Genomic DNA, 21851 nt, shown 5'->3' with positions numbered 1-21851 from the left:
CAATGGAAATGCAAAACGATTTTTTCAAATATCAGGCTCAGACTACCCAATTTGCAGCTGGTTTTGAAGTGGAAAAAGCAGAAGGAAGCTATGTTTTTGGGAAAGACGGCAGAAAATATCTTGATTTTGTAGCGGGAGTTTCCGCCAATACTTTAGGGCATTCGCATCCGAAAGTAGTGAGCGCGATCAAAGAGCAGGCTGATAAATATCTTCATGTAATGGTTTATGGCGAATATGCTCAGGAAAAACCTGTCGAATTGTGCAGATTATTAGCAGAAGCTACACCTGATCCTTTAGAAATTACGTATTTGGTAAACAGTGGAGCAGAAGCGATCGACGGAAGCTTAAAACTGGCAAAAAGATATACCGGAAGAGAAGAAATCGTTTCTTTCAAGAACTCCTATCACGGAAATACGCATGGTGCACTAAGTGTTTCAGGAAATGAATTCCACAAAAGAGAATTCCGTCCTTTGTTGCCGATGGTTTCTTTTATAGAGTTTAATAATGAAAAAGATTTCGATAAAATCACAGAAAAAACAGCGTGCGTCATCCTTGAAACCATTCAGGGAGCGGCAGGTTTTTTAGTTCCGAATGATGATTATTTAATTAGATTAAAAAAGAGATGTGAGGAAGTAGGAGCATTATTAATTCTCGATGAAATCCAACCGGGATTCGGAAGAACGGGAAAACTGTTTTCTTTTGAACATTTCGGAATTGTTCCGGATATTCTTGTGATGGGGAAAGGAATGGGGGGTGGTGTTCCTGTGGGAGCATTTGTGAGTTCCAAAAAAATTATGGAAACTCTTTCGCATTCTCCAAAATTAGGTCATATTACAACTTTTGGCGGGAATCCTCTAATTGCTGCAGCATCCCATGCAACGCTGAAAGAAGTTTTAGAAAGTGGCTTGATGAATGAAGTTGACGAAAAGGAAAAGTTATACCGTGAGCTTTTAGTTCATCCTAAGATAAAAAATATCAACGGTAAGGGCTTAATGCTTGCTGTGAATCTTGGAACTCCGGAATTTACTCTAAACGTAGCAAAAAAATGTATGGAAAAAGGCCTGATTGTTTTCTGGCAACTTTACCGAAACGAATATTTGAGAATTTCTCCGCCGCTGACGATTTCAAAAGAAGAAATTACGGAAGGTTGCAAGATTATTCTAGAAGTTTTAAATGAAGAATAATCACAGATAACTCAGTCTAAAGTCTCTTTTTAAGAGGCTTTTTTGCTGAAAAATAATTTTGGAAATCTTTATTAAGATTCATTTTGAAACAATAAAAATGTTTCTGATAAAAATCATGAAAATTTAAATATAATTTTGTGTAATAAAAAAATTAATTTATATATTGCGTCACGTTAAAAATAAGTTTATATGGCGAAACATAAAGTCCATTACGAATTCCCAATGCACTGTCTTTCAGAGATTTTGTACGAATATCTTGCAACTGCAGAGGGATTATCTGAATGGTTTGCAGATGAGGTAGTAGAGAAAGGCGATGATTTCTTTTTCAGTTGGGGAGGAGGTCCTGCTGAAAAGGCAACTTTAATCAGATATAAGCCGGAAAGTTTCGTTCGTTACAGATGGGAAGAGGATGAAGGAACGAAAAACTTCTTTGAAATGACGATTACAATTGATGATATTACAGAAGATTTAGCTTTAAATATTACAGATTTCTGTGAGGAAGGAGATGAAGAGGAAAACGCAATGTACTGGGAAAACCTTATCGAAAACCTTAGAATAAAATTAGGTGCTGCTTAATGGTAAGCTGTACTGTTTTTAAACGACAAAACTGATGAACGATTTATCGTTCATTATTTTTTTATAAATACTCATACTTTGGAAAATACATATTTTACTTCAGAAGAATTACAGTTGAGAAACCGTGCATTTCTATCAGGAGATGCCGTGAAAGCTTCATTTTTTATCAGAAATTCAAAGCTGATTATGGATGAAGAATGCTATTTCTTTTTAATGGCGTCGATGAGAAAAATGAGACTGAACATTCCTTTGACCTATACACTCGAATTTTTTCAGAATCTTTTTACTGAAAATGTGATGGAAGGAAACGGTGTTCAGAACGGAATCATCAATTTTCTGGTGTTCAGAAATTCAGACGGAATTACTTTATCTAAGTCTTCTGTTTCCTATTATTTTGAAGTAGAACAGATGGAAGATGTTCTGTCTATTCAGCAAAGACCATTGGAATTGGATTTAATAAAGGAAATTAACGTTAATAATAACCTTTTGAGCAATATTCGTGTTCACTGTCCGGAAAATATTTATGGCGGAATTTACGCCCAGGAAAATGATTTGGATGACGTAATTTTGTTAAATCCTAATAAACGAATTGCAAGAGCAACCACTGGAAATCTTTTATTTCTGGAAGGTAATGTAATCAAAGTTCCGAAGCAGTCTGAAGGAGCTTATATTTCGCCTTTGCTGGAAAATTTTGTAACGTTCTTGCACAAAAATGATCTTGCCGATATTCAGGAACATGAGATTATTGCTTTTGAATCTCAGAAAGCAGAAGAAATATTATTGGTTTCCGATGAAAAAGGAATTTCATCCGTAAAAAAAATAAGAAACAAAACTTTTGAAAATATCCGCTTCACAGAACTGATTGAAAGTTGGAAACAAAGTTTCTAAAAATTGACAAACCCGGTAAACAACAGTGAAGTCCTTTACCGGGTTTTATTCTGAATAAGATCAGAAATTGTATTTTTAAAATTAATTTTCGTTGATGAAGTCAGCAAACTTTTGGGCAATTTCTCTTTGTCCGTCATTGCTGTTCAGGTATTCTCTTTCTTTTGTATTATTGATATAGCCCAATTCCACCAGAAGTGCAGGTGATTTTGAGTTTTTAAGAATATGAAGATTTTGTTCTCTGATATTACATTCTCCTAGTTTCTTTGATAATTTTTCGGCTAAAGATTTAGATTCAATGGTATTTTGAATAAAAATTTCGTGACCGTTTTTGGGAGTGTCTGCTTCAGGTGTTGAATTGACGTGAAGAGAAATAACCATTTCCGGATTGAGCTTATTGATTTGTGCTGTTCTTTCCGAAAGAGTTGCATAAGTATCGTTATCTCTGGTTAAAACAATTTCATATTTCCCGTCTTTGTTGTTTGCTTTTTTGATCTCTTGAGCGATTTTTAAAACAAGATCTTTTTCTAAGATGCCATTTTTATTGGCTCCTAAATCATTTCCGCCATGTCCGGCGTCGATTACAATGATTTTTTTACTAACGGGTGTGAATGAAAGAATTGCGGTAGAAGCTAATGATAAAGCCAGTAATTTTATTGCTTTCATAGTTCGTTGTTTTAGGTTATCAAATAACGTAAAAAGTATCTTAATAATTGTTTAACAAAAACTTAAAATTTGTTAAATGTATATCGCTTCAATGTGAAGTAATGGTTAGTTTAATGAAATATCTTCCGGTGCATTTGCCCACAAAAGATATTCTCCGCCAAGATTTTGCATAATCGATTTCCATAAGGTCTGATCATTTGGAAGGGTGTAATCCAGATTATAAACATCTACAACCGTCCAAACTTTTTGCTGAATTTCATTGTCTAGTTGTAAAGAAGACCAGCCGGAATATCCTGAAAATATTTTCACATCCTGAATGCTGATTTCGTTTTGAAGAACAGCGTTGATAATTCTTTCAATATCTTCTGTTAAATAGAATTCATCGGTAATATCGGTATATTGCTCGGTTACTTTTTTTCCTTTGATAATGAAGAAAACTTTATCGTTTTCTACAGGGCCGCCGTCATATACTTCAATCTGAAAATCAAAGAAATTTTTGAAACGATTACTCATCTTACTGTTTTTCTTATTCAGAATTAAACCAAATGCTCCACTTTCATTATGATCAATAACCAACACTACCGATCTGGAAAAAATATCTCCGGAAATATCAGGCGTGGAAATTAATATTTTACCTTTGTATGAGTAATTCATACTCAAATTTAATAAAAAATATTCATGGAAAACCTTCATAATAAGAGAAAAGTCTACGAAAAATCACAACTTATTGAAAGTGAGATTAAAGAGAATCCTATCGAACAATTCAGGGATTGGTTTTTGGATGCTTCCGAAAATCCATCGATTTCTGAGGCAAATGCAATGGCAGTTTCTACGCTGGAAGAAGACGGTTGTCCGCGTACAAGAATGGTTTTGTTAAAGGAATATACTTATGAAGGATTTATTTTTTATACCAACTACAACAGCAGAAAAGGTAATTCAATCGAAAAAACTCATAAAGCCTGTCTGCATTTCTTTTGGCCTGGTTTAGAAAGGCAAATCATTATTAAAGCAAATATGGAAAAAATTGCTGAAAACCTTAGTGATGGTTATTTTCACTCGAGACCTAAAGGAAGCCAATTGGGAGCGGCAGTTTCTCCGCAAAGCCAGGAAATTCCTGATCGTGAGTTTTTGGAAGAAAGATTAAAGAGTCTGGAAAAGCAATATGAAAATACAGAAGTTCCCAGACCGGAAAACTGGGGCGGATATATTGCAAAGCCTTATGAAATAGAATTTTGGCAGGGAAGACCAAACAGGCTGCACGACAGAATTCTTTACAAGCTCGATGATCTGGACTGGAAAATTTCACGGTTGGCTCCTTAGTAAAATAAAAAACCCCATCCAATGATGAGGTTTTGTTTTTTTATAATCGAAAGATTATTTCTTTTTTCCTGCAGCGGGAGCTCCTGCAACAGCAGTTGAAAGATCTGCACCAGCTTTGAATTTAGCCACCTTCTTAGCAGCAATTTTAATTGGTTTCTTTGTAGCTGGGTTGATACCCTGTCTTGCAGCTCTTTCAGATACAGAGAATGTACCGAATCCTACTAAAGATACTTTTCCGTCTTTAGACTTTAGTGTTGTTGTTACATTAGAGATGAAAGATTCTAAAGCTGCTTTTGCTGCTACTTTAGTGATTCCTGCGTCTTTTGCGATTGCGTCGATTAATTCAGACTTGTTCATAATTTTTAATATTAAAAGTTAGTTAGTTATAAAAGCAAATTTAAAACAATTTTCAAATTGTGCAAATTTTTTGCGAAAACTTATTGATTTTTTTTAAAATTTCTTGAAATCGGTTAAAATTTCATAATTAATGTTTTTGCGAAAAATCTAGGTTCTGAGATACTAAAATCGTGCCAACTACTTATGTATATTGACTTTCCTGATTTTTAGTTATTTGTTTTTAAATTTATTAAATTCTTAATTTGATGTGAACTATTGATTTTTTTATTGATATGCTTGTTAAGTTTGTAAAATAATTCAGGTTATTTTAGATTGAGTTAAATTAATTGCCTCAAAATATGATAGTTGTAAATTTCATTTTAGAATGATATTCTTAAATATTATTAATAAATTTGCATCATGTTAATAGAAGTATTCAAATCTAAAATTCACAGGGTAAGAGTTACGGCTTCAGACCTTAATTATATAGGAAGTATTACCATTGACGAAGATCTTATCGAGGCTGCAGGTTTGGTAGTAGGAGAAAGAGTTTATATCGTGAATGTAAACAACGGGGAACGTTTTGATACGTATGTGATCAAAGGGAAAAGAAAATCGGGAGAAGTTTGCTTAAATGGTCCTGCCGCAAGAAAAGTTCAGCGTGATGACATTATTATCATCATTGCTTATGCTCAGATGACGCCGGAAGAAGCCAAAGATTTCCAGCCAAAAATTGTTTTCCCGGACGAAAAAACAAATCTTCTTACGTAAAATATGGAGAAGAAATCAAACAAAACTTTAAAGTCTGTATTAACTGTAGTAATTTCGCTTGCTTTTGCAGGCTTTTTTTTGTGGTTGGCGCTGAAAGGATTAGACTTTAAGGTGATTCAGAAGTCTTTGGCGAAGGCGAATTATCTTTGGGTAGCTTTTGCGGCTGTTTTTGCGCTTTTGGCATATTGGTTTAGGGCAATTCGCTGGAATTTGCTGTTGGAGCCAATGGGACATAAAATCTCAAGCTCAAATGCACTTTGGTCTTTGTCTTTCGGTTATCTGATGAATCTTACCATCCCGAGAAGTGGTGAATTGGCAAGAGCAACTGCGTTGTATGGTGTTGAAAAAGTTCCGGTAGATAAATCTTTTGGAACAATTATTCTGGAAAGAGTGGTTGATTTGATTTGTATGCTTGGGTTTTTAGGTCTTACTTTGATCTTTAAATATGAAGCAATTCTGTCATTTTATGAAAATTCAGGTGTCAATATAAACCCGAATAAGATTTTAATCGTTCTTGGTATTTTGGCGGTTGCAGGGGTTTTATTTTTTGTTTTTAAAAATAAGTTTGTCAATGTTCCTGTTTTAGGAAAAATCATTGGAATCATTGACGGAATTCTTCTTGGCTTGACATCTATTTTTAAACTAAAGGAAAAAGGGAAGTTCACTATATATACAATAGGAATTTGGGTATCTTATTATTTTGCGGCATATCTTGTGTGTTTTGCATTGCCTGAAACTTCAGATTTTACCTTTGCAGATGGTTTTTTTATCATCGTTGTAGGGACTTTGGGAATGATTATTCCTGCAAGTGGTGGTATTGGAGCTTTTAATTTGGCAATGAAGTTCGGTTTTATGGCACTGTTCTTAGCTATGGGTAAAAGTGCAGAATTGGGTGGTGAGATGGGCTTGACCTATTCTTTTATTTCGCTTCCTTTACAGATTGTTGTCATGTTGGTAATGGGACTTATTTCTATTCCAATGTTGGCAAAAGCCAGAGATAATATGATCGAAGAATAAAGTTTAATTTATTTTTAAATTTATATATAAATCCTGTTTCGTTTGAAGCAGGATTTTTTGTTTAAATTTTTTTTAGGAATATTAAAAAAAGTTTAAAACTGTATGAGTTTTTATCATTAATTTGGTTAATTCAAAAATCAAATCTATCTTAAGGGAAAAATTATATTTATAAATTATGGCAATTAATTTACAGAAAGGGCAGAAAATCGAATTAGGACTTACAAAAATGACAATTGGTTTAGGATGGGATCCGAATGAAGGAACAGGTCATGCGTTCGATTTGGATGCTTCAGCAATCATGATTGATTCAGACAGAAAATTGATCGGTGACGAATATTTTGTTTTTTATAATAATCTGAATTCTCCTGATGGAGCATTAACGCATACCGGAGACGATCCGGACGGAAAAAGCAGCGATGGAGATGATGATGAAGCAATTGTTATCGATCTTGAAAAAGTAGATCCCAGAGTAGAGGAAATTCTTTTTGTCGTAACGATTGAAGATTTCGAAAGAAGAAAACAAAATTTCGGGATGGTAAGAAACTCTTACATCAGAGTTGTGGATAATAACAGCCATCAGGAAATTGCAAAATACGAACTCGATGAAGATTTTTCGATAGAAACCGGTGTAGAATTCGGGCGTCTGTACAAAAGAAACGGAAGCTGGAAATTTGAAGCTTCAGGAATTGGTTACAGAGCAGATCTTGCTTTCTTTTTAGAGAAATACTATAAAGGTCAAATCATCAAATAAGAATATTTACTACCATACTGCAATGGCAGCATCTTCTAACTTTGCTGAGTGAAACGCCTTTGCGAACGAAAAATATTCTCAATTAGATAAAAAAAAATCTTTGCGCTCTTTGCGTTTAAAAAAAATTAAAAAAAAATTAATAACACAAAAAAAGATATTAAAAATGGCAATTAATTTACAGAAAGGTCAAACAATAGATTTAAGGAAAAACGATCGTGGAGAAAGTGTTTATGATTTATCTCAGGTAACCATCGGTTTAGGTTGGGATGTTCGTAAGCAAGGTGGTTTTTTTGGGAAAATTTTCAATAAAGAAGCAGAATATGATCTGGATGCAGTTGCATTTCTTTTAGATGGAAACGGAAAAGTTGCCAACTTGGGAAGAACTGTTCAGACCAATGACGGCAGACAAATGGGGCTTTATCAAGGTGATGTTATTTACTTCAATTCAATGCAGCATCCAAGCGGACATATCTGGTTAACCGGAGATAACAGAACCGGAGCAGGAGACGGAGATGATGAACAGATTATCGTTAAATTAGACCAGTTGGATGAACGTTATCAGAAAATTATTTTCATAGTAACGATTTATATGGGAAGAAAAAATAATCAGCATTTTGGGATGATCGATAATGCATTTATCCGTGCGGTGGATGCAAGAGGAAAAGAAATCACAAAATATAGTCTTTCCGGAGACGCAAGCATGAACGGAATGTGTTCTATGGTTTTTGCAGAAGCGTACAGACACAACGGTGACTGGAAATTCCGTGCCTTGGGAGAACCAAATCATTCAGATAGTTTTGTAGATATTCTTCAGAGGTATTCTTACTAATTCTATCAGAATTTTAATCATGATTAAAAAGCAGTTGGTCAAAAGCCAACTGCCAATAGCAATTTAATACTGTCCTACGATGAACAGAAGATTATTAGCCTACTTTCTGCTGGATACTTCCGGCTCGATGAATGGAGAACCTATCCATGCACTCAATAATGCTTTCAACGGGCTAATTAGTATGTTGAGATCAGATCCGCAAGCGATGGATACGCTGCATTTAAGTGTCACGACTTTCGATCGTGAGGTAAAAAATATTATTCCGATGGTTGATCTGGCGAGTTTTCATCCGATGGAAATTACCTGTCCGGATAGTGGACCAACTCATACAGGAGCTGCTCTCGAACTGGTTTCAGCATTGGTTCAGATTGATTTAATTAAAGGTTCAACCGAAGTGAAAGGCGACTGGAAACCTCTTCTATTTATTTTTACAGACGGAAAACCTTCCGATATTCAGAAGTACAGACAAATGATTCCCGTAATTAAAAATATGGATTTCGGAGCGATTGTTGGTTGTGCAGCAGGTCCTAAAGCCGATGAAAGTTTTCTGAAGGAATTGACTGATAATGTGGTAAAGCTTGATACAACAGATGCTGCAACACTCTCTTCATTCTTTAAATGGGTAAGTTCATCCATTACAATGGGTGGAAAATCACAAGGGACAGGTGAAAGCATCAGTCTTCCGCCGCCACCTTCAGAACTGAATATTATTATTTAATAAAAAAATAGTATTTCTTAGCTGAGTGAAACGCCTTTGCGAACTTAAAAGCAGTTAGTAGTTAAAAACTTTGCGCTCTTTGTGTTAAAAATTCAAATGAAATAATTTAAGTCTAAATTATGAGAAGACTTCCCATTTATTTTCTGGTAGATATTTCCGAATCGATGATCGGTGAGCCGATTGACCAGGTTCAGGAAGGTATTTCTACCATCGTTCGTGAGTTAAAAAAAGATCCGTACTCCTTAGAAACAGTGTGGATTTCGGTAATTGGTTTTGCGGGAGAAGCAGAAGTGATTACGCCGTTGCAGGACATTATTTCTTTTTATCCGCCTAAAATTCCTGTCGGAAGCGGAACTTCTCTGGCAAAAGGTCTTTTCAAAGTAATGGAATGCATCGATAAAGATATTGTAAAAACAACTTACGACAGAAAAGGCGACTGGAAACCTCTTGTTTTTCTTTTTACAGACGGCGTTCCGACTGATGATGCCCAAAAAGCTATTGAAAAATGGACGACCCAATACCACGGAAAATCAAACACAATTGCAATATCGATTGGTGATAATACCAATCACAAACTGTTGGGTTCACTTTCAGATAATGTTTTGTTGTTTAATAACCATTCGGAAAATTCTTACAAAGAGTTTTTCAAATGGGTGACCGATTCCATTAAAACGACGAGTCAGAGTGTGACGGAAGCCAATAAGGATGGTATTAATTTATCTAAAATTGATCATAGTATTTTAGAAAAAATTGATCCTGAAGCTCAGCAATGGTTTCCTGACAATAATTTTGTGGTGTTGAACGGAAAATGTTCAGAATCAAAAAAATCGTATTTAATTAAATATAAAAAAGCTTTCGCTGACTCCGGAATTGCAGGAATGCAAACCCGATATTACCGACTTGAAGGAACTTACAGAATTGATGATTCTTCCTATTACCGACTTTCTTCGGCTCAGAAAAGTTTTCAGAAAATATCAGTGGAAGAGTTGCACGGAAATCCGTCTTGTCCGCATTGTGCCAATCCGATTGCTTTAGCAACCTGTTCATGCGGTGGAATTCATTGCTTGAAAGGTGAAGGTTACAACGAATGCCCTTGGTGCGGAACTTCAGATTATTACGGATTCAGCAATGAAGGTTTTGACATCAACCGAACTTTAGGCTAAATGGAAAACACAATCAGGCAGATTTTGAAAAATCATAATATCTATGATGGTAAAATCACGGATAGAGTAGTTTCAAAACTGTTGACGCAGACGGAAATTCAGAACAGTCTACAGCAGATTATAGAAGCTCAGAAAAAAATTATGCACGAAGCAATTATTTATAAAGAAAGAGAAGAATTTGCTGATGCATTTTTTCCGATTATTAATGCAAATTCCAAGAAAAAATATGAGTTTGTTTTTCCGATGGAACAGTTTCCGAACATCAGAATCAAAGATGTTTCAGGGTTGGATTTGGCAGGTTTAAGTTTTGAAGAAAATACGATTAAAGGAATTCCTTCCGAAAGTGATACCTACGATCTGAAGATTGAATTTTTTCATGTTCATGATCAGGAAAATGTTGACTTTAAAAAAGCACAGCTTTTCGTCAATGCCGATCCAAAAGATTTATGGAAGAATATTCCGTCTGATGAAGAAGCGCCTTTTCATAAAGCGGATGAAGTGAAATTCAAAGGAAATTTTTCAGATAAAAAGATTGTGGTGGCTTCAAAACGAGGTCGCTCTCATGCACATGAAGGAAAATTCAGAGATGATGATTTTGCCGTAAAAGAATTACCGAATTCATGGAATATTATTTCGGTTTCAGATGGCGCGGGTTCGGCGCAATTGGCAAGGTACGGCTCCGAATTGGCAACACAATCAATCAATAATTATTTTAAAAAGGTAGAAGTTTTAGCCGAATTGGATGTTCATATTAACGAGATTTTCAATTCTGAAAAAGAAGATTCGGAGGCAAAACAAAATATCATTAAACTTTTATATGAAGGTGTTTCTAACACTTTTAAATTTTTAAAAGAACAGGCAGATGATCATTTTGTCACCTTAAAAGATTTTCATTCCACTTTAATTTTTGCTTTGCTTAAAAAGTTTGACTTTGGATATGTAATTTTAAGTTTTGGTGTTGGTGATTGTCCGATTAATCTGATCAATGAAGATTTCTCTGATGTACAGTTGCTGAATACAATGGATGTTGGTGAATTCGGCGGGGGAACCCGTTTCATTACGATGAGTGAAATTTTTGACGAAAATATTTCTTCACGTTTCAGAATAACTCATGCTAAAGATTTTTCTAAACTGGTTTTAATGACCGACGGAATTTACGATCCGAAATTTATTACCGAAAACAAATTAGAAGATATCGAAAGCTGGAAAACTTTTTTTGATGATTTAAATGGTCATAATGAAGATGAGTTGAAGGTTGATTTTCAAGATGACGAACAAATCGACGGACAACTTCTTTCCTGGATGGATTTCTGGAGCAAAGGAAATCATGATGACAGAACTTTGGCAGTGATTTATTAACTTTAAAGTTAATTCCACATGAGATTTAAACTCATATTTTTTTACTTTTTTATCTTTTCATTTTTTGTTTCGGCTCAGAATGATAAATGTAAACTTAAAATAAATTATGACCTTTCAGATGTTCAAGAGAAAGGTGAAATTTCTTTTTCTGTTACTAATTTAAGTACTAAAAAGGTAAAAGTTTTAAAAAGTTTTCATGATTATAAAGCTCAGTTAGAAAATATATTTTATGTTGATTCTAATGGTAATTTATTACCTAAAGATGTTGGGACTGCAGATATTGATTTCTTTAAACAAGATAAAACAATAGTTTTAAAACCTAATGAATCAAGAATATATAAAATAAATATTTTTGGTACTTTTCAAGGTAGTAAATTTTTAAGGTCAGAATATAGTTATCAGTTTGATGTATGGTTTAATTTTATTGATTTAATAGATCATAGATTTGATTGTGATTTAATCGGTCTTGAAAAACTGAAAAATCTAAAATATCAACCACATGCTGTTCAATAGTTTTTATAAGTATTAATTCTCAAATGAAAAAAACAACCACCGTTTCCTCGATTTTAGATACTTCAAAATCGTATGAATATGTAGATGAAAACCCTGTAAAAGGTGGCGTAAAAGATGTTTATTTTTCACCGGACAGAAAATATGTGGTGGCTTTTTATAGAACACCATTGGAAAATGAACAAAAGGAAAGAATTCAAAGAATTGTTTCTACTTATTTGGTGAATATTCAAAACGGAAATGCTTCAGAATATTATCTGGATGAGGTTTTCAGGTGGCCTTATGATATTGTTCAGAAAAATAATCTGACGGGAATTGTGGTTCCTGTTTATCATCAGAAATTCTTTTTTGCAAAAGGGTATTTTGGATCAGATAATATTGCTGGTGGAGATAAAGTGGGGAAGTGGTTTACAGCGCCGATGTTCAGAAATCAGCATTATCCGCTTCGTTTAGACAAATCAGAATTAGGTGATTGGTTAAGTTATTTTCAAATTGCTATTAACATTACACGAGGAATCAAAAAACTGCATCAGATGGGTTTGGCGCATTCAGATCTTTCATATAATAATATTCTGGTAGATCCGGTGACAAAATCGGCTTGTATTATTGATATTGACGGATTGGTTGTTCCGAAATTATTTCCGCCTGAAGTGATTGGAACTGCAGATTTCATTGCTCCGGAAGTTTTAAAAACAAAACATTTGCATCTGCATGATCCGGGAAGACAGCTTCCGAATCAGAAAACCGATCTTCATGCTTTGGCGATTCTTATTTATATGTATCTTCTACGGCGCCATCCTTTGAGAGGCGGTAAAATCTGGGATTTGGATTCTGAAAAAGACGAAATCATTTCAATGGGCGAAAAAGCTCTGTTTGTAGAACATCCGAACGATTCAAGCAATAAGGTAAGAACGGAATACCTGAAAAAATGGGACTCTTTCTGGGGTGATCCCAATAAAATTCCTTACACCGTTACAGGTCCTTATTTATCCGAATTGTTTAAAAAAGCTTTTATTGACGGACTTCATGATCCGATTAAAAGACCTTTAGCGACCGAATGGGAAACTGCTTTGTTGAAAACGGTAGATTTAATTCAGCCTTGCCAAAATCCTGAGTGCAACGAAAAATGGTATGTTTTCGACAATACCCAAACGCCGAGATGTCCGTTCTGTGGAACTTCCCACAAAGGAACTTTACCCGTTCTCGATTTGTATTTTAAATATGATGATGAAGTTTGGAAGCCGGAAAACCACCGATTGATGGTTTATCACAATCAGTATTTGTTTAAATGGCATGTTTCAAGAAAAGTAATTCGGAATGAAAGTCTGACCGCAGAAGATAAACAACCGGTCGGATATTTTACTTTTTATCAGGATAAATGGGTTCTGGTGAATCAGACATTGACAAGCATGAAAGATTTAACCGAGCAAAAAGAAGTTCCGCCCAATTCAATGGTGGAGTTGATTGAAGGCAAAAAAATACTGCTTTCCAATGAAGAAGGCGGAAGAATTATTTATGTGACGATGGCGAATCAGTAAAGATTTCTTTAACCGTTAAGAAATAAAAGAATTGTTAAGAATTTGACCTTGTCAAATAGTAAACGCAATGCTTAAAATATCTTTGATATGTGCTTAATTCGTCTTAATCATTTAAATTTCTTAATGGTTTAATATTTAATATTGAAAGGTGGAAATATGTTAAAAAAATTCGTTGCGTAATTGCATCCGAATTAAAAATTACAGGCATGTATTTTTCAGCTCAATCGGATTTTCAAAGCTCTTTAAAAATTCTTTAACCTTTTTATCATAACTTTCCCTGTATTTCTTGTCGTTTGGATCTCCTCCTCCGATAGTGTATGCTGCATTCCAGCCGTCATTGCTTGCCGGAGCTTGATAGTTGAAAATAGACGAAGGCTCTTTTTTGTAGTCCTCCCAGATTTTTTGATATTTTTCAGGAGTCGTTTTAATGATGTTCTGACTCATAAAATTTCTTTCTGAAATCTCATTATGCTCTTTAGTGATTGATTTCAATTCATAAATAAATTCATTTTCGGAATCATTTATTTTTAAAATTAAACCGGGCAAACCATAAAATTTATAAGGACCATCTTGTACAGGAATTTCTGTTGTGAACCATGCAATCCATTTTCTTCCGCCAAATTCTGTCGTTGCTTTTTGTATAGGATAACTTAAGAATTTATCTTTCTCCGAATTGATTTTCCAATTTATTTTGCATGAATTATTGATGATGAAAATCTTATCATGAAGCTGTTTTTCAAATAAGATTTCATTACTGCCATAGTTTTTTGTAATGATTTCGTTGAATTTAGATTCGCCATATTTATAATTAAAAGAAATGCTGCCTTGCCCTATTTTTTTAAAGTCTTTTACGGTTGCAGTTTTTGTGGAATCATTTTTAAATTTAATATAAGACAAAAATTCAGACGTTTTATTTTCATTCAGTATCAAAGCAAAATCTTCGTGCAGAAATTCGGCAGAATTTTTCTGAGGTTTCCACCCGAAATCATAAACTGCTTTGTAAGATTGTGCGTAAATTGCCGAAATGACAAAAAGAGATAATAAACTAAAGCTTAATTTCATAGTACAGTGAATTTTGTTTAATGCTAAAATAAATAAAAAGCCCTGAAATCAACTTTCAGGGCTTCTATTTTATAAGATTTTAACTTATTTTCTTGGTTTTTCTACTCCAATCCACGCTTCGCCTTCTCTTTTTACCTGGCTCAATGTGAATGTTTCAAAATCATCTGTTTTGTATTCGATGTTATCTTTGTTCTGTTCGAATGGCATGATGTAGAAGAAATCTTTATCTGTTTTATCAGCCTTCGTTCCTTTTTTTACAGTCGGCATAAATTTTTTCTCAAACTTATACTTCGGAAGATATTGCTTCACAGATGCATAGAATTTAGCATTCTCTTTTTCATTTGGGATCACGTCAACAATTTTGAATTTATCGTTCTTTTTATCAACCCAAAGATAATAGTTGATTTCTTCGTGCGTCTTTTTATTTAAAGAAGTAAAACCGTAGAATTCTTTAGGAACCAACTGCTTGATTTTTTCAGCATCAACTTTTGTGAAATATTCTCCCTGTGAAGGATCTACATACGTTTCAAGATTTAATAACAAAACCTGATTATTCTGGAAGTTTTTATTCTTGAAATATTGGTCTAAGGATAGTTCTGCTGTTTTTCTAAGCTCCTTACCTCTGTCATCCAGTTTTTTAGTAGGATTCTGAGGATTTACTTTTTTTACGAAATTGTATAAAACAACAGGTTTAATATCAGCAAGGTGAGGATAAGTTTTTAGCTGTTCTGCTTTTACCAACCAATAATATTGTTGATAGTAATCGTCTTTTTCAGCAGGTTTTACAGTTTTATAAGCTAAAGCAAGTTTTTTTGAATTAAGATATTTTCCGTATTTACCTTGTGCAAAAGCTAAGCTTGTCGTACATAGTAAAGCAAAAAAAATAGAGACAGTTCTTTTCATTTTACAGCAGAGATTTTTTTTATTTTCCAAATATAATTATTTATTAGATAATAAGTTTAATTGTAAGTTAAAATATCTAAAATTTATTGATTTTATTCAACAAAAAATCCTGTAGAGATACAGGATTGATAAAATTTGTTGACTTAATATGATGTTTCGTGTACTTTCACCGCTCTTCCGCTCGGATCGTTCATCTTTTTGAATGCTTCATCCCATTCTAATGCAATCGGAGTAGAACAGGCAACTGACGGAACCGAGGGAACGGTTGCAGCTGCTGTTTCGCTTGGAAAATGCTCTTCGAAAATCGTTCTGTAACGGTATTCTTCTTTATTTTGCGGAGTGTTTACTGGAAATCTGAATTTCGCATTCGCCATCATCTCATCACTGACATATTTTTCGGCAATATCTTTCAGTGTATCAATCCATGAATAACCAACTCCGTCAGAAAACTGCTCTTTTTGTCTCCATGCGATTGATTCCGGTAAAAGATCTTCAAAAGCTTTTCTTAAAACCCATTTTTCAATTTTTCCTTCTTCTTTGCGGATCATTTTATCTTCAGGATTTACATTCATCGCTACATCCATAAATTCTTTATCCAGAAACGGAACTCTTCCTTCAATTCCCCAGCTCATTAAAGCTTTATTGGCTCTTAAACAATCATATAAATGAAGTTTCCCAAGTTTTCTTACCGTTTCATCATGAAACTCTTTGGCATTAGGAGCTTTGTGGAAGTACAAATATCCACCAAACAATTCATCTGAGCCTTCTCCGGAAAGTACCATTTTAATTCCCATCGATTTTATGACTCTTGCCAAAAGATACATCGGTGTAGAAGCACGAATCGTGGTCACATCATAAGTTTCCAGATGATAAATCACATCACGGATCGCATCTAAACCTTCCTGAACGGTAAAGTTTACCTCGTGATGAACTGAGCCGATGTGCTCTGCAGCTTTCTTAGCCGCAACCAAATCTGGTGAACCTACCAATCCGACAGCGAAACTGTGCAACCTCGGATACCAAGCTTCCTGAGTATCACCGCTTTCAATTCTTTGTCTTGCAAATTTTGCGGTAACTGCAGAAATAATCGAAGAATCCAGACCTCCCGAAAGCAAAACTCCGTAAGGAACATCACTCATCAATTGTCTGTGAACAGCATCTTCCAGGCTTTTCCTGATCTTTTGAATATCAGTAATATTATCTTTTACTGCGTCAAAATCTTCCCAATCTCTTTTATACCATTGCTGGAGTTCGTGTCCTTCTATGTTATATAAATAATGTCCGGGTAAAAAAGTCTCGATTTTTTTACAAATCCCTTCCAAAGCTTTCAGTTCAGAAGCTACATAATAATTTCCTTCTCTGTCCCAACCCTGATAAAGAGGACAGATTCCCATGTGATCTCTGGCAATAAGATAAATATTTTTTTCAATATCATATAGTGCAAAAGCGAAGATTCCGTTTAGTTTTTCAATAAAATTCTTTCCGTATTTTTCGTAAAGAGCAAGAATGACTTCACAATCAGATTTTGTCTGAAACTCGTAATCCGGAAATTCTGTTTTGAGTTCTCTGTGATTGTAAATTTCTCCGTTCACGGCAAGAACAATTTTCCCGTCTTTAGAAAATAAAGGTTGTTTTCCCGAAGTCGGATCTACAATGGCTAATCTTTCATGAGAAAAAAGCACTTTCTCATTCTGGAAAACTCCGCTCCAGTCTGGTCCGCGATGACGGATTTTTTTAGACATTTCTAAAACCTGAGGTCTTAGTATTTCGGTTGACTGCTTTGCGTCAAATAAGCATACGATTCCGCACATGTTATATTATTTGATAGCAAAACTAAATATCATGTTTATTTTTTACAATTAAAATTTACAAATTGTTTATATTTTTCGTTAAATAATTTGTTTTAATTAAAAATATAAATATTAATTCATTTTTGTATCTCAGATTCGGAAAATTTTTCCTTTTTTTGAAAACTTAATGCTTCTTTATGAAAAAAAAATTAAATAAATCTTATTCTATGTTAATAAATTTTTCAAATATTTTCCCTTACTTTGTGGCTCGAAATAATTTTTTTTCATCATTTGTGTTTTTACCTCCTTGCAATAATATTGTAAGGAGGTTTTGTTTATTCTATACCCAATAAAGTTCCTGAAATATTCCATGCGCTAAAGCTTGTTCCTTCCGGTTCTCCTTGCGGAATTTTAACCTGAACGGTATGTTTTCCGGCTTTTAAATCACCCAGTGAAATAAAGTTAGGGTTTGTAACCGTTCCCGGACACCAGTTTGAACGGCTCAGATCTGAAGAAGAAAGTCCGTCTGCAAAATTTCCTGAAGCAGGATTAAATAATCGGTAAGAACCGCATTCTGTTCTCCAAGGTGTAAACGAGAATAATAACTTTCCGTCTACAAAAATTGAATTCGCTTTCGGGATAAATTCATCTCCGTTTTCCCAACCACCGTGTCCGGTTGTGATGTATCTCAACTGAGCATTTCTTAGATCTTTATCTAAATTAAATTCCACAAAAAGTCCTCTGTCATTATTAAACATTGTCGCATAATCCTGTCCCGCCATTTCCATGATATTGGTGGTGTTGAAAAGCGGAATGACTTTATTGTTTTTATTAACGATTTGCTCGCTGTTGTGAATGGTAATGTCTAAACTTACTTTGTGGCCACCTTTGTCATAATTTCCAATGAAAGTTCCGATCCAGATTTCTTTTTCGGAAAGCGAAGGTTTCAATTCCGTAATATCCTGACGAAATGGGCTTACTGTTTGCCATGTTTTGTCTTTCAGTTCGATATGATTAAACTTATTGATTCCGAAAGCGGTAAAAAATCTCATCAGTTCGACAGTCGGCTGATAATTTTGGGTAGAAACAACGCCATAATATTGTTTTCCGTTTCCGTTTTCGTAAAGGGGAAGTGTTTTTGCTCCTTTTTCAAGACCATCAAAAAATGTCTGGGATTTTTCTTCAGGAATAAAAAATACAGTTCCCGTTCTGTCGTAAGCATCGCCGTTTGATTGTTGTTTTAATTCCACGAAGAGATTTTCACCTTGGGAAATCTTTGGAAATTTAATCTTTTTTAGAATAATCGTTCCGTTGGCAAATCTTTTTATGTTTTCATCAGATTTAGACTGGTCTGAAAAATTGATGATTTCATTTTCGAAAACTTTTAATGTTGTAAATCTGCTTTTCCAAAGTAAATCTCTGTAACTTAGTAAATCCGTTGCAGGAATGGTTTGATTGATGATTTTATCGATTCCCGTTTTCTTAATTTTCTTTATGGAAATCGCTGTTGTGGCTGAATTTCCGTTTCTTTCAATCTGTAAAACCAAACCTAAGTTTTGCCCTAAACTTGATGGTCCGCCTTTTAGTTTCAAATCATTGGTATACCAGACTTCAATCGTATTTGAATTGATTTTTGTGACCGCTTTTTTACAATTGTAGCCTAAAATCTTTTTGGTCTCAGTAGTTAACTCAAATTCCTGTTTTGCAATCGATTCTTTATCGGAAGTAGAAATAGCTTCATTCGGTTTTAAAAATGCGTAAGAAACAATGGTGTTCGAAGGTTTTTCTATTTTGCTGATTTCAAAAGGATAATCGCTTTTCTGTTCTTTGATTTTTGTATTTAGAATAAAGTTTTCATTCTCATTTACCCAAACAATCACAGGATTTTGGTTGGGCTGAACTTTCCCGTTGTACGAACTTTCATACTGAATCTCATAAGTCTGAGAAAAACCGAAAATAGATAAACAAATAAAAAAGCTGGCTAAAATAGATTTAAACATAATGAATCGATGGTTTTTACAAAGATAATTGATAGTTGATGATTTGTCAAATCTCCTTACAACAGTTTAGATGTAAAATATTACTTTTAGAATTACGTTTACCGTTTAAACTAAAAACATGAAACCTTTTTTCTCTTTAATAATATTTTTAATTTTTTCAAATTATTATAGTGCTCATAAAGCGAAATTTAGAGTTGAGAAATTCGGAAATGTAAAAACTTTTTTCCGATCACAATTTAATTTTGGAGATAAAACGATAGAATCTCAGGAAATGAAAATTCATATTATTGGAAAGCTTTCTGAAATTATTGCAGATAGATTAAATTTTAAAGACACTTTAATGATTGAGTATGAAAAGGATTATTTTTTACAAAAAATAAAAATTTTAGAAAACAATAATTCTAATTATAAAGTTTTAGGTCTAAGAGATGGAGGTGTTATGAAAAGTAATGAAAATGGATTAGCGGTAAGAATTATTGATGATAATATTGAGGTAATCGATTTTTTGAAATTAGTAGAATATTCGATTATTAATAAGAAAAAGCTAAATAAGTCATTAATTCCTGTAAATTACTTTTATAATGATGATAACCAAATTCCTGTTCTTGCTAATTCGGATGATTTTATCCGGAAAATTATCCGAAAGCAATCAGATTTAGTTAATGAAATAATTAAGACTGAAGTAGAATTATTGAATAATGGTTTTTTAAAAACAAAAATCTCATGGAAGAATGGAGAGTTTGTGTTTGGATTTAATGATGTTCCGCCAAATAATGGAAACTATTTTAAGCTTGAAACTGAAAAATTTACGATAAAAGATTTTAAATATTACATTGAAAATACTTGGAATGATTTCTTTATTGTTTTTCATGATTCTGATTGTTTTACCTATTTTGATGGAAGAGAAGAAAATACTTCTTCACAGAAACTGGATGAAAACATTAGTGATTTTTATCCTTTTAGACTGAATAAAGATAAAATATCAAATAAAATTGTAATAATTCCATTCCGAAGTGATGTGATTTATATTTATAGAATCAACAAAAAACTACTCCAAAAAATAGAGTAGTTTTATAATTTATTTTAAATAAAATTTAAGAAACCCTTTCAATCAAAGCCATGTAGAAACCGTCATAGCCTTCACTCGGCATTACTTTTTCGTCTTTGATCATTTTATAATTAGGATTGTTTGTGATGAATTCTTCAACCTGCTTATTATTTTCAGAAGGTAGAATAGAACACGTTGCATAGACCATTTTACCACCAACTTTAAGCATTTTAGAATAATCCTGAATGATTTGCTGCTGCTCTTTTTTAATTCGGTCGATGAAATCCTGATCGATTTTCCACTTGCTGTCCGGATTTCTCTTTAAAACTCCTAAACCTGAACATGGCGCATCAATCAGAAGTCTGTCTACCTTATCGTGAAGACGCTTGATTACTTTCGTATCAGAAATTACTCTTGTTTCAATATTATGAGCTCCGGCTCTTTTTGCGCGGCGTTTTAGTTCTGCCAATTTCCATTCAAAAATATCCAAAGCGATAATCTGACCTTTATTTTGCATTAAAGCAGCTAAATGAAGTGTTTTTCCACCCGCTCCTGCGCAAGCATCAACAACTCTTTGCCCTTCTTTTACATCAAGGAAATAACCGATTTTTTGGGACGACGCATCCTGAACTTCAAACAAACCTTCTTTGAAAGCAGTTGTAAGAAATACATTTTTCTTTTCCTCAAGCTGTACCGCATCAGGGTAATTTCTGATGGGGTAAGAAACCACATTTTCATCGGCAAGATCAGAAATCAATTCTTTTGTTGTAGTTCTTAGGGAGTTGGCTCTCAGTATAGTTGGAGCTTGCTCGTTCAACGAAATCATCTCTTTTTCCCATTTTGCCCCCAATTCTTTTTCTAAAGTTTCGGCAAGCCATTCAGGGATAGAATGCTCGATTGCTTTTGTGGGAACGGTTCCTTTTTTAAGTTTTGTAAGAATATCGGCGATTTTAATTCCGTCAAATTCTTCAAATTTTTTATAATTGGTTTTGCTCCAAAGTAAATAGGCAAGAATCAGTTTGTAGATATTATTGGGTTTTACGCCTTCACCCATATAGTATTCAAGACGTTTTTTCCAACGGATAATGTTATAGAAAATCTCAGAAACTACGGCTCTGTCCTGGCTTCCCCATTTTCTGTTGGCTTTCAAAAGTCTTTCGATTACTTTGTCTGCGTATTTATTTTTTTCGAAAAATGTTTCCTGAAGAGCATCGTGAATACCGATTGCCAGGTTTCTGTGAATTAATTCCATAAATTGCTGTAAGCTGTTTGAATCTGCAAAAATACGAAATTAGTTTAAGGTTCAAAGTTTTAAGTTTGAGGTTTTGAAATTCAAAATTCAAAATTTAAAATTCAAAATTTGAAATCCCTGTTTCGAAGGAGTAAAGATTGGTAAAGTAAATGATTGCGAAGTGCAGCTCCGTA

The 21851-nt window shown here is 33.9% G+C and carries 22 protein-coding genes; 14 read left to right on the top strand and 8 right to left on the bottom strand.

Going from position 1 to position 21851, the window contains the following annotated elements:
- Window positions 1–8 precede the first annotated feature (8 nt).
- The 3 genes from BM371_RS16220 to BM371_RS16210 all read left to right on the top strand — a co-directional run bounded on the left by BM371_RS16220 (window position 9) and on the right by BM371_RS16210 (window position 2648).
- The gene (locus BM371_RS16220) at window positions 9–1184 is read left to right on the top strand and encodes an aspartate aminotransferase family protein (RefSeq protein WP_034676939.1); all 1176 of its coding nucleotides are present in this window, start codon (window positions 9–11) and stop codon (window positions 1182–1184) included.
- Window positions 1185–1373: 189 nt separating this feature from the next.
- Window positions 1374–1760 (top strand): START-like domain-containing protein, encoded by a 387-nt coding sequence (locus BM371_RS16215; RefSeq protein ID WP_034673241.1) that lies wholly within the window; start codon window positions 1374–1376, stop codon window positions 1758–1760.
- Window positions 1761–1838: 78 nt separating this feature from the next.
- Entirely contained in the window at window positions 1839–2648 is an 810-nt protein-coding gene (locus BM371_RS16210; RefSeq protein ID WP_034673243.1) for an aminotransferase class IV, read from the top strand.
- An 81-nt stretch (window positions 2649–2729) separates the two neighbouring features.
- Here BM371_RS16210 and BM371_RS16205 read toward each other — a convergent pair whose 3' ends face one another.
- The gene (locus BM371_RS16205; protein WP_034673246.1) at window positions 2730–3311 is read right to left on the bottom strand and encodes an N-acetylmuramoyl-L-alanine amidase family protein; all 582 of its coding nucleotides are present in this window, start codon (window positions 3309–3311) and stop codon (window positions 2730–2732) included.
- A gap of 105 nt (window positions 3312–3416) precedes the next feature.
- Window positions 3417–3965 (bottom strand): YqgE/AlgH family protein, encoded by a 549-nt coding sequence (locus BM371_RS16200; protein WP_034676940.1) that lies wholly within the window; start codon window positions 3963–3965, stop codon window positions 3417–3419.
- A gap of 24 nt (window positions 3966–3989) precedes the next feature.
- Between BM371_RS16200 and pdxH the strand changes: the two genes are divergently transcribed.
- Complete coding sequence (gene pdxH, locus BM371_RS16195) at window positions 3990–4631, top strand: pyridoxamine 5'-phosphate oxidase (protein ID WP_034673249.1); 642 nt, start codon at window positions 3990–3992, stop codon at window positions 4629–4631.
- Window positions 4632–4685: 54 nt separating this feature from the next.
- Here the strand turns inward: pdxH and BM371_RS16190 are convergent, their stop codons facing one another.
- Complete coding sequence (locus tag BM371_RS16190) at window positions 4686–4988, bottom strand: HU family DNA-binding protein (protein ID WP_034673251.1); 303 nt, start codon at window positions 4986–4988, stop codon at window positions 4686–4688.
- Between the two features lie 399 nt (window positions 4989–5387).
- On the opposite strand from BM371_RS16190, the gene panD reads away from it, so the two are divergent.
- The 9 genes from panD (at window position 5388) to BM371_RS16145 (ending at window position 13623) form a co-directional block, all read left to right on the top strand.
- Window positions 5388–5738, top strand: coding sequence for an aspartate 1-decarboxylase (gene panD / locus BM371_RS16185; protein WP_029294648.1), 351 nt, complete (start codon window positions 5388–5390; stop codon window positions 5736–5738).
- Window positions 5739–5741: 3 nt separating this feature from the next.
- Window positions 5742–6755 (top strand): lysylphosphatidylglycerol synthase transmembrane domain-containing protein, encoded by a 1014-nt coding sequence (locus BM371_RS16180; protein WP_034673253.1) that lies wholly within the window; start codon window positions 5742–5744, stop codon window positions 6753–6755.
- A 175-nt stretch (window positions 6756–6930) separates the two neighbouring features.
- Window positions 6931–7506 carry a TerD family protein gene (locus BM371_RS16175; RefSeq protein WP_034673254.1) on the top strand — a complete coding sequence of 192 codons (576 nt, stop codon included), beginning with the start codon at window positions 6931–6933 and terminating at the stop codon, window positions 7504–7506.
- Window positions 7507–7669: 163 nt separating this feature from the next.
- A complete protein-coding gene (locus BM371_RS16170; protein ID WP_034676942.1) occupies window positions 7670–8335 on the top strand; it encodes a TerD family protein in 666 nt (221 codons plus the stop codon).
- Between the two features lie 79 nt (window positions 8336–8414).
- Entirely contained in the window at window positions 8415–9053 is a 639-nt protein-coding gene (locus BM371_RS16165; protein WP_034673256.1) for a vWA domain-containing protein, read from the top strand.
- A gap of 119 nt (window positions 9054–9172) precedes the next feature.
- Window positions 9173–10216 carry a TerY-C metal binding domain-containing protein gene (locus BM371_RS16160; RefSeq protein ID WP_034673258.1) on the top strand — a complete coding sequence of 348 codons (1044 nt, stop codon included), beginning with the start codon at window positions 9173–9175 and terminating at the stop codon, window positions 10214–10216.
- The gene (locus tag BM371_RS16155) at window positions 10217–11575 is read left to right on the top strand and encodes a PP2C family serine/threonine-protein phosphatase (protein ID WP_034673261.1); all 1359 of its coding nucleotides are present in this window, start codon (window positions 10217–10219) and stop codon (window positions 11573–11575) included.
- Between the two features lie 18 nt (window positions 11576–11593).
- On the top strand, window positions 11594–12088 hold the full coding sequence (locus BM371_RS16150; RefSeq protein ID WP_034673263.1) for a hypothetical protein: 495 nt from the start codon (window positions 11594–11596) through the stop codon (window positions 12086–12088).
- A gap of 23 nt (window positions 12089–12111) precedes the next feature.
- On the top strand, window positions 12112–13623 hold the full coding sequence (locus BM371_RS16145) for a helix-hairpin-helix domain-containing protein (protein WP_034673266.1): 1512 nt from the start codon (window positions 12112–12114) through the stop codon (window positions 13621–13623).
- Window positions 13624–13821: 198 nt separating this feature from the next.
- Here BM371_RS16145 and BM371_RS16140 read toward each other — a convergent pair whose 3' ends face one another.
- The 4 genes from BM371_RS16140 to BM371_RS16125 form a co-directional block, all read right to left on the bottom strand.
- Window positions 13822–14685: a GLPGLI family protein gene (locus tag BM371_RS16140; protein ID WP_034673269.1), complete on the bottom strand. Its 864-nt coding sequence runs from the start codon at window positions 14683–14685 to the stop codon at window positions 13822–13824.
- An 84-nt stretch (window positions 14686–14769) separates the two neighbouring features.
- A complete protein-coding gene (locus BM371_RS16135; RefSeq protein WP_034673271.1) occupies window positions 14770–15588 on the bottom strand; it encodes a hypothetical protein in 819 nt (272 codons plus the stop codon).
- A gap of 143 nt (window positions 15589–15731) precedes the next feature.
- Window positions 15732–17399 (bottom strand): asparagine synthase B, encoded by a 1668-nt coding sequence (gene asnB, locus BM371_RS16130; protein WP_034673274.1) that lies wholly within the window; start codon window positions 17397–17399, stop codon window positions 15732–15734.
- A 314-nt stretch (window positions 17400–17713) separates the two neighbouring features.
- Window positions 17714–19378, bottom strand: coding sequence for a GLPGLI family protein (locus BM371_RS16125; protein WP_051882541.1), 1665 nt, complete (start codon window positions 19376–19378; stop codon window positions 17714–17716).
- Between the two features lie 271 nt (window positions 19379–19649).
- Here BM371_RS16125 and BM371_RS16120 point away from each other — a divergent pair, with 271 nt between their 5' ends.
- Complete coding sequence (locus BM371_RS16120) at window positions 19650–20447, top strand: hypothetical protein (RefSeq protein WP_131430858.1); 798 nt, start codon at window positions 19650–19652, stop codon at window positions 20445–20447.
- A gap of 25 nt (window positions 20448–20472) precedes the next feature.
- Here the strand turns inward: BM371_RS16120 and BM371_RS16115 are convergent, their stop codons facing one another.
- Entirely contained in the window at window positions 20473–21678 is a 1206-nt protein-coding gene (locus BM371_RS16115; protein WP_034673278.1) for an RsmB/NOP family class I SAM-dependent RNA methyltransferase, read from the bottom strand.
- Between the last annotated feature and the right edge of the window lie 173 nt (window positions 21679–21851).

This window comes from Chryseobacterium formosense, assembly GCF_900116415.1.
In the GTDB taxonomy this organism is placed as follows: domain Bacteria; phylum Bacteroidota; class Bacteroidia; order Flavobacteriales; family Weeksellaceae; genus Chryseobacterium; species Chryseobacterium formosense.
Note: the sequence above shows the minus strand (reverse complement) of the source record. Positions and strands in the feature narration are given on the sequence as shown.